The 13,788-nt window shown below is 75.4% G+C and carries 14 protein-coding genes; 4 read left to right on the top strand and 10 right to left on the bottom strand.

Features of this window, described 5'->3' with window-relative positions; genetic code table 11:
- Positions 1–84: 84 nt before the first annotated feature.
- Positions 85–1,773 (top strand): glycosyltransferase family 2 protein, encoded by a 1,689-nt coding sequence (locus tag TPA0908_RS21335; RefSeq protein ID WP_281940568.1) that lies wholly within the window; start codon positions 85–87, stop codon positions 1,771–1,773.
- 16 nt (positions 1,774–1,789) lie between these two features.
- Here the strand turns inward: TPA0908_RS21335 and TPA0908_RS21330 are convergent, their stop codons facing one another.
- From TPA0908_RS21330 to TPA0908_RS21315, 4 genes are all read right to left on the bottom strand, one after another.
- Complete coding sequence (locus tag TPA0908_RS21330; RefSeq protein ID WP_107155648.1) at positions 1,790–2,083, bottom strand: DUF6510 family protein; 294 nt, start codon at positions 2,081–2,083, stop codon at positions 1,790–1,792.
- Positions 2,084–2,100: 17 nt separating this feature from the next.
- Complete coding sequence (locus TPA0908_RS21325) at positions 2,101–2,859, bottom strand: ferredoxin reductase (protein ID WP_281940566.1); 759 nt, start codon at positions 2,857–2,859, stop codon at positions 2,101–2,103.
- A 1-nt stretch (position 2,860) separates the two neighbouring features.
- On the bottom strand, positions 2,861–3,451 hold the full coding sequence (locus TPA0908_RS21320; RefSeq protein WP_281942630.1) for a sulfite oxidase-like oxidoreductase: 591 nt from the start codon (positions 3,449–3,451) through the stop codon (positions 2,861–2,863).
- A 62-nt stretch (positions 3,452–3,513) separates the two neighbouring features.
- Positions 3,514–4,548, bottom strand: coding sequence for a TerC family protein (locus TPA0908_RS21315; RefSeq protein ID WP_281940564.1), 1,035 nt, complete (start codon positions 4,546–4,548; stop codon positions 3,514–3,516).
- Between the two features lie 246 nt (positions 4,549–4,794).
- Between TPA0908_RS21315 and TPA0908_RS21310 the strand changes: the two genes are divergently transcribed.
- Positions 4,795–5,952 (top strand): CaiB/BaiF CoA transferase family protein, encoded by a 1,158-nt coding sequence (locus TPA0908_RS21310; protein WP_281940562.1) that lies wholly within the window; start codon positions 4,795–4,797, stop codon positions 5,950–5,952.
- 111 nt (positions 5,953–6,063) lie between these two features.
- Here the strand turns inward: TPA0908_RS21310 and TPA0908_RS21305 are convergent, their stop codons facing one another.
- Positions 6,064–6,471: a DUF2267 domain-containing protein gene (locus tag TPA0908_RS21305; protein ID WP_281940560.1), complete on the bottom strand. Its 408-nt coding sequence runs from the start codon at positions 6,469–6,471 to the stop codon at positions 6,064–6,066.
- 142 nt (positions 6,472–6,613) lie between these two features.
- On the opposite strand from TPA0908_RS21305, the gene TPA0908_RS21300 reads away from it, so the two are divergent.
- The gene (locus tag TPA0908_RS21300) at positions 6,614–6,883 is read left to right on the top strand and encodes a DUF2795 domain-containing protein (protein WP_281940558.1); all 270 of its coding nucleotides are present in this window, start codon (positions 6,614–6,616) and stop codon (positions 6,881–6,883) included.
- Positions 6,884–7,159: 276 nt separating this feature from the next.
- Here TPA0908_RS21300 and TPA0908_RS21295 read toward each other — a convergent pair whose 3' ends face one another.
- Both TPA0908_RS21295 and TPA0908_RS21290 read right to left on the bottom strand, forming a co-directional pair.
- Positions 7,160–8,131, bottom strand: a complete 972-nt coding sequence (locus tag TPA0908_RS21295; protein WP_281940556.1) for a pirin family protein — start codon at positions 8,129–8,131, stop codon at positions 7,160–7,162.
- A 16-nt stretch (positions 8,132–8,147) separates the two neighbouring features.
- Positions 8,148–8,984, bottom strand: coding sequence for a hypothetical protein (locus TPA0908_RS21290; RefSeq protein ID WP_281940554.1), 837 nt, complete (start codon positions 8,982–8,984; stop codon positions 8,148–8,150).
- 196 nt (positions 8,985–9,180) lie between these two features.
- Here TPA0908_RS21290 and TPA0908_RS21285 point away from each other — a divergent pair, with 196 nt between their 5' ends.
- Positions 9,181–10,536 (top strand): alpha/beta hydrolase family protein, encoded by a 1,356-nt coding sequence (locus TPA0908_RS21285; protein ID WP_281940552.1) that lies wholly within the window; start codon positions 9,181–9,183, stop codon positions 10,534–10,536.
- Here the strand turns inward: TPA0908_RS21285 and TPA0908_RS21280 are convergent.
- From TPA0908_RS21280 to TPA0908_RS21270, 3 genes are all read right to left on the bottom strand, one after another.
- The gene (locus tag TPA0908_RS21280) at positions 10,521–11,273 is read right to left on the bottom strand and encodes a DedA family protein (RefSeq protein ID WP_281940551.1); all 753 of its coding nucleotides are present in this window, start codon (positions 11,271–11,273) and stop codon (positions 10,521–10,523) included. The genes TPA0908_RS21285 and TPA0908_RS21280 overlap by 16 nt on opposite strands.
- 99 nt (positions 11,274–11,372) lie before the next feature.
- Positions 11,373–12,791: a serine/threonine-protein kinase gene (locus TPA0908_RS21275; protein WP_281940549.1), complete on the bottom strand. Its 1,419-nt coding sequence runs from the start codon at positions 12,789–12,791 to the stop codon at positions 11,373–11,375.
- 72 nt (positions 12,792–12,863) lie between these two features.
- A complete protein-coding gene (locus tag TPA0908_RS21270; protein WP_281940547.1) occupies positions 12,864–13,709 on the bottom strand; it encodes an SAM-dependent methyltransferase in 846 nt (281 codons plus the stop codon).
- Between the last annotated feature and the right edge of the window lie 79 nt (positions 13,710–13,788).

The raw sequence follows: 13,788 nt of genomic DNA, 5'->3' as shown, positions 1-13,788 counted from the left end.
TCACGTCGGTGTCGTCACCCGGACCGGTCGCTCCACCACGCTCGGTCGCGTCGGACCAGCCGCGCGACCAACGGAGGATCAGCTGTGGCAGTCGAGGAGGCGACGGACCGCCCACCGACCACCCGACCCGACGTGAGCGTGGTCGTGCCGGTCTACAACACGCTCCGCTACCTGCGGCCCTGCCTCGACTCGCTGCTGCGGCAGACCATCGGGCCCGAGCGGATGGAGATCGTGGCGGTGGACGACGGGTCCACCGACGGCAGCGGTCGCCTGCTGGACCGGCTCGCCGCCCGGCACCCCGGCACGCTGCGGGTGGTCCACCAGGCCAACTCGGGCGGCCCGGCCGCGCCCTGCAACCAAGGGCTGGAGCTGGCCACCGGCCGGTACGTCTTCTTCCTCGGCTCGGACGACCGGCTCGGCCCCGAGGCGCTGGAACGACTGGTCGCCGCCGCCGACCGGTACGGCTCCGACGTGGTGCTCGGCAGGGTCGTCGGCGTCAACGGCCGGCACGTCTTCGCCGACGTGTTCGCCGCCGGCAACGCGGTCGACGTGAGCCTGTTCGACTCGGCGCTGCCCTGGTCGCTGGCGAACACCAAGCTGTTCCGCCGCGACCTCGTCGACCGGCTCGGGCTGCGGTTCCCCGAGGACATGCCGGTCCTCAGCGACCAGCCGTTCACGCTGGCGGCCTGCTACCACGCCCGCCGGATCTCGGTCCTCGCCGACTACGACTACTACCACGCGGTACGCCGGCTGGACGCCCGCAACATCACCTACCACAGCCGGGTCGACCAGCGGCTGGTAAGCGTGGAGCGGCTGTTCGCGTTCGTCGCCGACCTGATCCCGGCCGGCGAGCGTCGGGACGCCGTGCTGAGCCGGCACGTCGGGCTGGAGCTGGCCCACCTGGTCGGCGACGACTTCCGCCGGCTGGACCGGGCCACCCAGGAACGGGTCCACGCGACGGTCCGTCGGCTGGTCGACCAGCATGTCACCGACGGGGTCCGCAACCGGCTCGACATCGAGGCCCGGCTGCGTCTGGGCGCGGTGACCGGCGGCGGCGTCGACGAGTTGCTGGCGGTCATCGCGCAGGACACCGACCGGGGCGTACCGGCGACGGTGGTGGCGGCCGGGCGGTGGCACGCCGGCTACCCGGGTGCCCCGGCGGCGTGGACCGACGTCACCGACGTCCGCGCCGACTGGCTGGCCCGGCTGGACACCGTCGAGGTGAGCTGGGTCGACGGGCGCACCGTGACGGTGACCGCGCGCAGCCCGTACCCCCGGTTCGCCGTGGAGGCCGGGCCGGTCCGGCTGGTGGCCGGCCCGGTCGCCGGGACCACCCGGCTGGACGCCACCGACCCGACCGGGCGGACCGTGCGCACCGACTTCCCGGTCGACCGGCTCCTCGCCGCCAGCGCGGCCAGCGGCCAACGGCATCCGGTCCGCGCCGACGTGGACGGCGGGCACGGCCGTGGCGGCGCGCCGGTCCGGGCGCCCCGACTGGCCGCCGGCCGGCCCCGGCTGCTGCGGCACGGCGCCCGGCTGTACGGGGTGGCCGCGACCGTCGACCCGCGCAACGGGCAGCTCGTCCTGTCGGTGGTGCCGGTGACCGTGGGGCAGCTCGTCAGTCGGGTACGACGTCGCCTCTCCGGCGCGACACGGCCGGCGGGCGCGCCACCCCGGCCCGGGGTGGCCCCGGCGGGGAGCGTCCCCGAACGCGCGGGCCACCACGCCGAACCCGCGCCGGCGAAGCTGGACCACCTGACCGTCGCGTCCTGAGGCCGGCCGCGTCCGGTCAGGGGGCGGGGCGGAGGCGCTGCTCCAGCGGCATGGGAACCTGGAGGTACGTGGTGCCGCGCAGGTCCAGCCAGGCCCGCTCCGGCGCGCGGACCAGCCGCACCATCACGCCGGTGCACGCCGGGCACCGCCCGACCAGGCCGGGGGCGTGCGAGTAGACGTGCAGGCCGGCCATCGGGCCGGTCATGCCGCAGGTGTCGCACCGCCCGGTGGTGGCGCTCAGGTCGACCGCGAGGAGTTCCCGCAGCGGTCCGTCGAGCATGTTGCCGTCCAGGTAGGACAGTTCGGTCATGCGCCCTCCTCGGGTCGTCAGCCGGTCGGGCCGAACCGTTCGGTCCGCACCCGCCGCGTCGGATGGCCGAGCCCCACCAGCAGGTCGGCCACGGTCTCCACGAATCCGGTCGGACCGCAGACGTAGCAGAGCGGCTCCAACGCCGGCGGCCAGCCGTGACTGTTCACGTCGGGCAGCCCGATCCGGTGCGGCTCGCCCCGCCAGCCCTCGGGCGCCCGCCGGGTGTAGACGTACGCGACGTCCAGGCCCTGGTCGTCGCGGGCCCGGCGGCGCAGCTCGTCGGCGTAGAGCACGTCGTCCGCGGTCCGCACCGAGTAGATCAGCCGGAACGGCGTCCGGCTGCCGGCCGCCCGGCGGGCCCGGACCATCGCCATCAACGGCACCACCCCGGAACCGCCGGCCACCAGCAGCACCGGCGCGGTCTCGTCGGTCCGCCAGACGAACCAACCCCCGACCGGGCCGCGGACCTCCACCGGGTCGCCCTCGGCGTACGTGTCGACCAGGTACGGCGACACCTCGCCGTCGGTCACCCGCTGCACGGTCACCTCGATCCGCCCGTCCTGCGCCGGGCCGGCGAGCGAGTACGAGCGGGCCGCCTGATAGCCGTCGGCGGCGGTCAGCCGCAGGTCGACGTGCTGGCCGGGCAGGTGCCCGGGCCAACCGGGCACGTCCAGCACCAGCGTCTGGGCGGTCGCCGTCTCGACCCGCCGCTCGACCAGCCGGGCCACCCGCCAGGTCAGCGGCGCCGTCCGGCCGCCGGCGGTCGGGGCGGTCACCTCAGTCGCCCTGGTAGCGCTGCTCGCGCCACGGGTCGCCGTAGTCGTGGTAACCGGCCGTCTCCCAGAAACCGGGCCGGTCGTCGACGAGCAGCCGGATGCCGCGCACCCACTTGGCGGACTTCCACAGGTACAGGTGCGGCACGAGCAGCCGGGCCGGGCCGCCGTGCTCGGCGGGCAGCGGGCGCCCGTCGTACGTGTGCACCACCCAGGCCCGCCCGCCACGCAGGTCGTCCAGGGGCAGGTTGGTGGTGTAGCCGCCGTACGAGTGCGCCAGCGCGTAGCGCGCGTCGGTGTCCACGCCGTCGAGCAGCGTGTCCAGCGAGACGCCCTGCCAGGTGGTGCCGAGCTTGGACCAGCGGGTGACGCAGTGCAGGTCCACCGTCGGCGTGTCCTGCGGCAGGCGCATCAGCTCGTCCCAGGACCAGCGGTGTTCCGCGCCGGTCTCGCTTGTCAGCACGAACTCCCAGGTGTCGGGCGCCACGCGCGGCGTCGGGCCGGCGGAGAGCACCGGGAAGTCCTCGGTGAGGTACTGCCCCGGTGGCAGGTCCGGCGCGGACGAACGGGGCCGGCCCTGAAATCCCGGCGACACGATTCCCACCCGTCAGTCCTACCACCCCGGCCGCGACCGCACACCGCTTCCCGGGCAAGGCGTCAGGCGGGGCCCCCGCCCTGCGTCTCGTGCACGACGGTGCGCTCGCCGTCGCCGCTGCCCCGGGTGGCGCGGAGGCTGGTGATGGTGACGATCACCAGGACTCCGATGATCACGCCGAGCGAGGCCAGCGTCGGGATCTCCGGCACGCCCTTCCAGATGCCGTGCGCCCAGTGCAGGCCGAGCTTGATCCCGATGAACGCCAGGATGACGGCGAGCCCGTAGCTGAGGTGCACCAGCCGGCTGAGGGCCGCGTGCAGCACGAAGTAGAGCGCGCGCAGGCCCAGCAGCGCGAACGCGTTGGTGGCGAAGACCAGGTACGGGTCCTCGGTGATGCCGTAGACGGCGGGCACCGAGTCGACCGCGAAGACGATGTCGGTGGCCAGCACCGCGACCACGACCAGCGCGAACGGGGTGAGCGCCCGCCGGCCGTGCTGCCGGATGGTCATCCGGGTGCCGTGGTACTCCTCCACCACCGGCATGACCTTGCGCAGCAGCCGCACGGACCGCATCTTGTTGATGTCGACCTCCTGCTCGTGCCCGGAGAGGGCGTCGCGCAGCAGCTTGACCGCGGTGGCGATCAGGATGAGCGCGAAGAGCAGGAAGGCGAAGTCGAGCGTCTGGAGGGCGGCGGCCCCGAGCGCGATGAAGATCGCGCGCAGCACCAGCGCGCCGGCGATGCCGTAGAGCAGCACCCGCTGGGCGAGCACGGCGGGCACCGCGAACGCGGCCAGCAGCAGCATGAAGACGAACAGGTTGTCGACCGAGAGCGACTTCTCGACCAGGTAACCGGTGAGGTACTCGACGCCCTGCTGGCTGCCGTAGCGGGACCAGATCCACGCGCCGAACGCCAGCGGCAGGGCGATGTAGAAGGCCGACCAGCCGAGCGCCTCCCGGATGGAGACCTCGTGCGGCTTGCGGGTGACCAGGAAGTCAAGCACCAGCAGCGCCAGCACGCCGGCGATCGTCACCGCCCACAGTGTGGGCGTGCCCACCGACGACAGGCCGGCGGCGGACAGGTAGGACACTTCGGTCATGGGGCCTCCTCGAACACCGTGTCATGTTCGAGGTCTCCTTCACCCACGATTTCGTGGGCAACCACCCGAGGCTCGCCCCCGGGGCTCGCCGTACTGACCGGAATGGTTCGTGGGAAGTACTCCCCTCGCGGTTCCAAGGCTAGGCCACCCGGAGGCCGGACGCCAAGTCGAGGCCCGGATGATTGCCCTGGTCAACCGCTGTACGGGCGGTCGGGACCGTGGCGTGCCGGGGTCCGGAGCCCTAGGGTGACGCGGGTGACCAACACCGGACCGCTGACCGGCGTACGGGTGATCGAGCTGGCCGGCATCGGCCCGGGGCCGTTCGCCGCCATGATGCTTGCCGACCTGGGCGCGGACGTGGTCCGGGTGGACCGGGTGGGCGGCGGCGGGTTCGGCGCGTTCCCCGGCGACCTGCTGAACCGCAACCGGCGCTCGGTCGCGCTGGACCTCAAGCACCCGGACGGCCGGGAGCTGCTGCTGTCGCTGGTGGCCGGCGCGGACGCGCTGGTCGAGGGTTTCCGGCCGGGGGTGGCCGAGCGGCTCGGTCTCGGCCCGCAGGAGTGCCTCGCCGCCAACCCGCGCCTGGTGTACGGGCGGATGACCGGCTGGGGGCAGGACGGGCCGCTCGCCCGGACCGCCGGCCACGACATCGACTACCTGGCGCTGACCGGCGCGCTGCACGGGGTGGGCCGGGCCGGCGAGCGTCCGGTGCCGCCGATGAACCTGCTCGGCGACTTCGGCGGCGGCGGCATGATGCTGGCCCTGGGCGTGGTCGCGGCCGTGTACGCGGTACGCGGCGGCGCGCCCGGCCAGGTGGTCGACGCGGCCATCGTGGACGGAGTCTCGGTGCTGGCCACCCAGATCCACGCGCTGCGCGGCCTCGGCCTCTGGCAGGACCCGCGGGGCGGGAACCTGCTCGACGGCGGCGCGCCGTTCTACGACACGTACGAGTGCGCCGACGGGCGTTACGTGGCGGTGGGCGCGTTGGAGCCGCAGTTCTACGCCGAACTGGTCCGGCTCACCGGTTTCCCGCTGGACGGCGACGACGCGCCGGACCGCGACGACCCGGCGAACTGGCCGGCGTTGCGGGCGGCCTGGGCGCGGCTGTTCCGGACGCGGACCCGGGACGAGTGGGCGGAGCTGCTGGCCGGCACGGACGCCTGCGTGGCGCCGGTGCTCGACTGGGCGGAGGCGCCCCGGCATCCGCATCTGGCCGCCCGGGACGTCTTCGTCGCGCCGGACGGCGTCGTGCAGCCGGCCCCGGCGCCACGCTTCTCGGTCACGCCGACCGCGGTCCGCCGCCCGCCGCCGCGACCGGGCGAGCACACCGACGAGGTGCTGGCCGACGCCGGCGTGGACGCCGCCCGGATCGCCGCGCTGCGCGCCGCCGGCGCGGTCGGCTGAGCGAGCGCCGCGGACCTCGACACCCACCTTCGGTGCGGGCTGCCGCGTCGACCAACGCCGGCCAACGCCGGGACCGGACGACGCCGCCGCCCGTCGGCGCGCCGGACGGCGTCAGCGCCGGCGGGTGGTGGCGGGCGCGAGCGCCGGCTCCACCAGGTCCCGGTAGTCCCGGGGCAACTGCACCACCACGTCGGCGAACTCGCCACCGCTGATCGCCTCGCGCAGCGTGGCGAACACCGCCCGCGCCGCGCCCCGGGCGGTGTTCTCGTCGCAGCCGGCCCGGCGGGCGACCCGGGCGACGAACTCGACCGCCCCGAACCGTTCGGCCGCCTCGGTGTGCGGCTGCGGGTTGAGCGCCCCCCGCAGCGGCTTCGGCAGTTGCGCGGCGAGGTCCAGCACCTCGCCGCCGGTCAGCCGCTCGGCCAGCGTCCCCAGCGTGGCGGCGGTGAGCGTCGCGGCCCGGTCCTCGGCGGTGCCGGTGCGTCCGGCGACCCGGGCCACGAACGTGTGGTGGTCCATCGGTGGTACCCCCTTCGGTGCGCGCAGGGCGGCTACCCGTCCCGGCGCGACGGAAACGCGGGGGATCGGGGCGTGAGCCGCCGCGTTGCGGGTAACCGCCGCGCGGTCACGACCCCGACGACTGGCGCGAGGAGCCCGACCCATGGCGAGCTATTCGGACGTCCTTGAGTACCTGTCCGCGCTGGACTACCCGGCCGGGAAGAACGACGTCATCCGCGAGGCGGAACGGGAGGGCGCGCCGCCCGACGTGTTGCGGGCGTTGCGCGCGTTGCCGCCGGTGGACTACGCCAACGGCACCGAGGTGGCGCGGTCGGCCGGCATCGACGCGGCCCCCGAGGTGGGCCGGTCGCAGCGGGCCGCCCAGGCCCGGGACGACCATTCCCGCGTCTCGCAGCACGTGCGCCGCATCTGAGCCCGTCCGCCGCCGCCCGGTCGCGTCGCGGCCGGGCGCGACGCCGTGCGCGGCGGGGCACCGGGGTCCGGCGACAGGCGGGCGCCCCGGGTCACGAACCGCGACCTGGGGCGCCACGCAACACCTGGCCCTGACGGTGCGCGCCCGAACCGGGTCGCGATCACCAGGCGGTGGATGTTCGCCCGAACCGGGCGGGCATCACTGCCACGATCATCATACGGCGGGCCATCAGCCGAACGGGTGAGATTCCGGAAAGTGTGTCCGGCGGCACGTGCCTCAGCCGCGGACGCCGCCGCTGCGGTCGCGGGCCTTGAGCCGGATGGTGGGCAGCTCGGGCGCGGGCAGTGGAGGGGCGGCGTCGTCGGCCACGGTGCCGAACCGGCGACCGGCCATCCAGTCCTCCCGCGCGGCGGCGACCTCCTCGTGCGAGCGGCCGACGAAGTTCCACCACATCACCAGCGGCTCGTCGAACAGCGCGCCGCCGAGCAGCAGCAGCCGGCTGCCCGGCGCGGCGCGCACCGTCAGCGCCGTCCGGCCGGCGCCCAGGTAGAGCAGCGCCCCCGGGGCGAACGCCACGTCGTCGGCCTCGGCCGAGCCGGACATCGCCAGCAGCCCGTACTCGAAGTCGGGGCGCAACCGCAGCGTGGTCGCCGCCGGACCGCGCGCCTCGAGCTGCGCGCCGAGCAGCGGGGTGTGCGCGACGGCCGGTGAGCGTTCCCCGCCGAACTCCCCGACGAGCAGCGTCAGCTCCAGGTCGCCGTCGCGCCACCGGGGCAGCTCGGCGTGGTGGGCGAAGCCCGGGTCGCCGGCCCGGGCCGGGTCGGGCAGCGCCACCCAGAGCTGCACGCCGTGCATCAGCGGCGGGTGGACCAGCGGTGAGCGCTCCGAGTGGGCGATGCCCCGGCCCGAGGTCATCACGTTGAGCTGGCCGGGGCGGATCGGTTGCACGTTGCCGAGGCTGTCCCGGTGCAGGATCTCGCCGTCGAGCAGCCAGGTGACGGTCTGGAGGCCGGTGTGCGGGTGCGGCGGCACCTCCATGCCGGGCCGCTGCGCCACGTCGTCCGGGCCGAAGTGGTCGACGAAGCACCACGCGCCGACCATCCGCCGCTGCCGCTGCGGCAGCAGCCGACGCACCGTGGTGTAGCGGCCGAGCGGGACGTCGTGGCCGGGCAGCAGCACGCTGCCCGGGTCGGTGGCGCCGACGCCGGGTGGGAGCGTCTGCGCGGGCAGGGATTCGGTACGGTCCACCGCCCGAACTGTACGCTCAGTCCGCGGTGACGCTCACCGCGTTCGCGCCGGCCACCAGGTCGAGGTAGAGCCGGTCCGCCGCCCGGTCCCAGCCCGGTGAGCTGACCACGTCCCCGGCGGCGATGCCGGCGCGGCGCTCGTCGTACACGGCCAGCGAGCCGGCGCCGGACGCCACCCGCACCCGGGCCGGCGGCCCGCCCGGCACGGTCACCGTCAGGTCGCTGACCCCGCCGGTCATCCGCACGGTGAGCGTGCCGTCGAGCGGGGGCAACCGCAATCGGGTACGCGACGCGCCGCCGATCAGCTCGATCCCGACGAGCCGGGCCGCGCCCAGGTCGAGCCGCTGCTCACGCACGCCGCCGACGAGTCGTACCCGCCAGGTCAGCCGGGCGTTGAGCACCACCTCGACGGCGGCCGGCCCGGCGCGGCCGTTCTCGACGATCCGCAGCCGGACCCGGTCGCCGTCCACCCGCGGGCGGGGCGTCACGCCGGCGTCGTCCGGCGCGCCGATCCGGTACAGGTCGTCGCCCAGGTCGGCGGCCCGCAGCGTGAAGCTGGTCAGGCCGTCGACCAGCTCGAAGTCGGCCCGCCTGCGGTCCCCGCGCGGCGCGGTGAGCGTCTCGGTGGCGGCCTCCTCGGCGCCGCCGACACCGCCGGAGCCACCCGGGTCGGCGGCCGGCGAGGGCGGCGGGCCGCCGGAGAAGACCACCCCGAGACGGGCTGGATTGGACAGCGTCACCGCGACCGCCACCGCGCCGAGCACGACCACCAGCACGGCGGCGGCGGACAGCCAGCGGGCGGCGCCGGACCACCGTGTGTCGGGCAGGTCGGCGTCGTCCCCGGATGCCGTCATGGTCGTCCCCTCTCGCCGGTCCCCACCGGGTCATACGTCTCCGTTTCCACCACGGTTCATTCCGGCGGCGGCCGGTCCGTCAACGATTGACAGCCCTCGACGCCCCGCCTAGGTTCAGATCGCTACCGGCCGGTAGGCATCCGTCCCGCCCCGCCGCCCCGCGCCCCGGGGCGGCACCCGTCCCCGGGGAGCAGCGATGCAGACCTCACCCACCCGCCGGCTGCTCGCCGCCGGCGCCGCCCTCGCGCTCGCGCTCGGCCTGGTCGGCGCGGCGCCCGCGCACGCCGCCGGCCACGACGACGGCAGCCAGCCGCTGCCCGGCTACACCATCGTCAACCCGCCGCTGCCGCCGCTGGTCGTGGACGGCGCCGCCACCACCGTCCGGCAGGGCGTGCACGCGCACGCCGGCTACGTCGTCGAGGTCCCGGCGAAGTGGAACGGCGACCTGGTGATGTGGGCGCACGGCTACCGCGGCCAGGGCACCGAACTCTCCCCCGAGCCGCCCGCGTTCGACCTGCGGCAGCGCCTGCTGTCCCAGGGGTACGCCTGGGCGTCCTCCTCGTACGACCGCAACGGCTACGACGTCCGCTCCGGCGTGCTCGGCACCCGGGCCCTCGCCGACCTGTTCGCCCGCACCGTGCGACGGCCGCACCGGGTGCTCATCGCCGGCGTCTCCCTCGGCGGGCACGTCATCGGCCGCTCGCTGGAGCAGTACCCGGGCTACTACGCCGGCGCGCTGCCGATGTGCGGGGTGCTCGGCGACCAGGAGCTGTTCGACTACCTGCTGGACTACAACCTGGTCGCGCAGGCGCTGACCGGCGTGCGCGCCTACCCGCCGCCGGCCGACTACCTGACGAACGCGGTGCCCCGCATCCAGGTGGCGACCGGGCTGGCCGGCCTCACGCCCACCGGCCCGGACACCACCAACGCGCTCGGCAGGCAACTGCGCGCGGTCACCGTGGCCCGCTCCGGCGGCGTCCGGCCGGGCGCCGACGCGGCGTTCGCGGTGTGGAAGGACTTCCTGTTCGGCATCGCCACCACCAACGGCGGCGACTCCCCCGCCCAGCGGCCCGGCCAGCTCGCCACGAACCTGTTCACCAGGTACGCCCCGAACCAGCCGGTGGACCTGAACGCGACCGTGCAGCGGGTCGCGCCGGAGAACCTCCGGCAGCGGCTCTCCCCCGGTCTGACCGAGGTGCCCCGGATCGCCGGCCGCCCCACCGTGCCGGTGCTCAGCCTGCACGGCCTCGGTGACCTCTTCGTGCCGTTCCGGATGGAGCAGGCGTACGCCCGCGACGTGGCCCGGCACGGCCGGTCCCGGCTGCTTGTGCAACGCGCGGTCCGGAGCACGCAGCACTGCGAGTTCAGCCCCGCCGAGGCCGGCGCCGCCTGGGACGACCTGACCCGCTGGGTACGCACCGGCCAGCGTCCGGCCGGCGACCCGGTCACCGATCCCCGGGCGGTGGCGGCGCCGGGCTTCGGCTGCCGGTTCAGCGACCCGGCCGCCTGGACCGCCGGCACCGGCACCCGCCGCCTCTACCCGGCCTGCTGATCGTCGTCGGTGCCGTACCAGCCGCCCCGGTAGACCGTGCCCGACCGGGGCGGCGCGTCCGGTGTGGACCGGCGGTTGCGGCGGACCCGGCTCACCACGAACCAGCCGACGCCGCCCACGACCGCCAGGATGACCACGTTCTGGAGCGTGCCGACGTACGCCTCGACCACGTGCCAGTTCTCGCCCAGCAGATAGCCGGCGAGCACGAACGCGGTGTTCCAGATCAGACTGCCCAGCGCGGTGAAGAGCAGGAACACCGGCACCGGCATCCGTTCCACGCCGGCCGGGATCGAGATCAGGCTCCGGAAGATCGGGATCATCCGGCCGAAGAACACGGCCTTGACGCCGTGCCGCAGGAACCACGCCTCGGTGCGGTCCACGTCCGCCAGCTTGATCAGCGGCAGCCGGCCGGCCAGGGCGCGCATCCGGTCCCGCCCGAGCGCCGCCCCGACGTAGTAGAGCGCCAGCGCGCCCAGCACCGACCCGAGCGTGGTCCAGGCGATCGCGCCGAACAGGCTCATCCGACCCTGGCTGGCGGTGAACCCGGCCAGCGGCAGAATGACCTCGCTGGGAATGGGCGGGAACAGGTTCTCCAGCGCCACCGCGAGCCCGGCCCCGGGGCCGCCGAGGCGTTCCACCAGGCCGGTGACCCAGCCGACGGGTCCTTCGCCGGCCGGCTCCGCGGCCCGCGCGGCACTCACCCGGGGGCCGGCGAGCAGCTGTGCGTTTCCGATCATCCGACCACGGTACGGGGCGACCCGGCCGGCGACCACGGAAAGCGGCACCGGTTACGGCCGAACCGCGGTTACCAGGCCGGATTATCCGACGCCGGCCGGTCAGCCGCCGCCACGCACCCGGTCGTAGGCGTCGAGCAGTCGGCGCAGCGCGGCGGCGGTCGCACCGTCGAGCTTGTCGTCGTCGGCCGCGTCCTCGATCCGCTCGTGCAGGTCCTCGACCCGCCTGGCGCGGTCCTTGAGCTTGCCCCGGTCCAGTTCGGCGGCCTTCTTCCGCAGGTCGTCGGCGGTCTTGCGGTCGATCAGCCGGGCCGCCTCGGCACGGTCCAGCAGAGCGGTGAAACGGTCCGCGAGCTGTCGGGCGGTGACCGGCTCGGCCGCCGACGACGGCGGTACGCGCGTCGGCGCCGGGCGGGCGCTGCTCGACGCGGGCGCGGGCGGCGGGGCCACGGCCGGCGGCGTGGCGGCCCGCGGCGTCCCGGAGCGGCTGTCGAAGACCAACGCGCCGACCAGCGCGAGCAACAGCACCACCGCGCCGGCGACCAGCACGCCGGTGAGCCGGTTCGGCGGGACCTCCGGGCGGGTCGGCGGGGCTGGGCGGGCCGCCCCGGCGGGCCGCTCGATCAGCGTGGCGGGGTGCGCCACCCGGGACACCGTGGGCAGGACCGCGGTCGGCGGGTCGACCGGGCGCCCGGCGCCGAGCCGGTCGGCGAGCCGGGCGGCGGTGGGCCGCCGGGCCGGGTCGAGGGCCAGGCAGGCCAGCACCAGGTCGGCGACGTCGGCGGGCAGCCCGGGCACCCGCAGCGGCGGCACCGGGGGACGCCGGTCCCGCAGGTCGACCACGTCGTCCCAGGTCCGCACCGGCAGCGGGGGCCGGCCGGTGAGGCTGCGGTAGAGCAGCGCGCCGAGCGCGTACACGTCGCCGGCCGGATGGGTGGGCCCGGGGTCGAGTCGTTCCGGGGCGAAGTAGGCCGGGGTGCCGGCCAGCGGTTCGCCGACCGGCCCGGCAGCCGGTTGGTGCGGGCCGGCCGGCGCGGCGATGCCGAAGTCGAGCACCTTCGCGCCGGTCTCGGTGAGCATCACGTTGGCCGGCTTCACGTCCCGGTGCACCACGCCGATCCGGTGCGCGGCGGCCAGCGCGGCGGCCACCTGCCCGGCCGTCCGGAGCGCGTCCGGCCAGGCCAGCGGCCCGCCGGCCAGCCGGTCGGCAAGTGTCTGACCGGCCACCAGCTCCATCACCAGGTACGGCGTCACCACCCCGCCGGGCAGCGTGGCCTCGCCGTAGTCGTACACCTGGGTCACGTGCGGGTGGGTGAGCCGCGCGGCGGCGCGGGCCTCGCGCTGGATGGTGGCGCGCAGCTGCGGGTCGGCGGCGAGCCGGCCGGCGAGCGCCTTGACCGCGACCGGGCGGTGCAGCACCTCGTCGTCGGCGCGCCACACCTCGGACATCCCACCGAGCCCGATGCGCTCGCGCAGGACGTACCGGTCGTGCAGCCGGAGGTCGGGCGTGAACGGCGACATGATCCCCCAGTCTGCCCGGCCACCCCCGGGCCGCACCAACCCGCATCCGGCTCGTGCCGGGCGGCGCGTCGGTCAGGGCTTGCGGGCCACCCCGCCGTACATGCTGACGTCGGCCGCCGAGGGCCGCGGCTCGGGCTCGCCGTCGGCGCGCCACTCGGCCACCGAGCAGACGCCCGGCTCGACCATGTCGAGGCCGTCGAAGAAGCGCACGAACTCGTCCCGGCCACGCAGGTTGATGGTGCCGTGCGGGCCGCCCCGGGCCGCCGCCCTCGCCTCGTTCGCGAGCGGGGCCGGCAGGTGGTCGTGGGTGGCGTGCGAGGCGACCAGGTAGCTGCCGGCCGGCAGCGCGTCCAGCAGCCGGGCGACCGTGCCGTAGGGGTCGTCCGGGTCCGGCACGAAGTGCAGCACCGCGATGAGCATCAACGCGACCGGCTCGGACAGGTCCAGCGTGCGGCGCAGGTCGGGGTGGGCGAGGATCTTCTCCGGGTCGCGCAGGTCCGCGTCGAGGTAGGCGGTGGCGCCCTCGGGTGAGCTGGTGAGCAGCGCCCGGGCGTGGGCCAGCACGATCGGGTCGTTGTCGACGTAGACCACCCGGGCGCGCGGGTCGGCGGCCTGGGCCACCTCGTGCGTGTTGTCCGCGGTCGGGATGCCGGTGCCGATGTCGAGGAACTGCCGGATGCCCGCCTCGGCGGCCAGGTGCCGGACCGCACGCCGCAGGAACCGCCGGTTCTCCAGCGCGCTGAGCCGGATCGTCGGGAAGGCGGCGGCCATCGCGTCGCCGGACTCCCGGTCGGCCTGGAAGTTGTCCTTGCCGCCGAGCCAGTAGTTGTACCGCCGGGCCGGGTGGGCCACCGAGGTGTCGATCCGGTCGGCCGGGTGGCCCGGCTCGGTCGCCGTGCCGCTCGTCTCGCTGGTCAAGGCCGCCTCCACGACTCGCACGCCACCGTTGCGGGGCGGACGTGCGTCCACTGTCTCCGGTCGCCGGTCATGGTATAGC

The sequence above is a fragment of the Micromonospora sp. AKA38 genome (assembly GCF_027925725.1).
Lineage (GTDB): Bacteria > Actinomycetota > Actinomycetes > Mycobacteriales > Micromonosporaceae > Micromonospora.
The sequence above is the reverse complement of the archived record's forward strand: the minus strand, read 5'-3'. Positions and strand labels throughout refer to the sequence as shown.

What these genes read in the sequence shown, in the direction of transcription:
- TPA0908_RS21280 (WP_281940551.1), bottom strand. Translation starts at nt 11,273, where the DNA reads ATGATCGGAAACGCACAGCTGCTCGCCGGCCCCCGGGTGAGTGCCGCG.
- TPA0908_RS21300 (WP_281940558.1), top strand. Translation starts at nt 6,614, where the DNA reads ATGGCGAGCTATTCGGACGTCCTTGAGTACCTGTCCGCGCTGGACTAC.
- TPA0908_RS21290 (WP_281940554.1), bottom strand. Translation starts at nt 8,984, where the DNA reads ATGACGGCATCCGGGGACGACGCCGACCTGCCCGACACACGGTGGTCC.
- TPA0908_RS21330 (WP_107155648.1), bottom strand. Translation starts at nt 2,083, where the DNA reads ATGACCGAACTGTCCTACCTGGACGGCAACATGCTCGACGGACCGCTG.
- TPA0908_RS21315 (WP_281940564.1), bottom strand. Translation starts at nt 4,548, where the DNA reads ATGACCGAAGTGTCCTACCTGTCCGCCGCCGGCCTGTCGTCGGTGGGC.
- TPA0908_RS21275 (WP_281940549.1), bottom strand. Translation starts at nt 12,791, where the DNA reads ATGTCGCCGTTCACGCCCGACCTCCGGCTGCACGACCGGTACGTCCTG.
- TPA0908_RS21305 (WP_281940560.1), bottom strand. Translation starts at nt 6,471, where the DNA reads ATGGACCACCACACGTTCGTGGCCCGGGTCGCCGGACGCACCGGCACC.
- TPA0908_RS21285 (WP_281940552.1), top strand. Translation starts at nt 9,181, where the DNA reads ATGCAGACCTCACCCACCCGCCGGCTGCTCGCCGCCGGCGCCGCCCTC.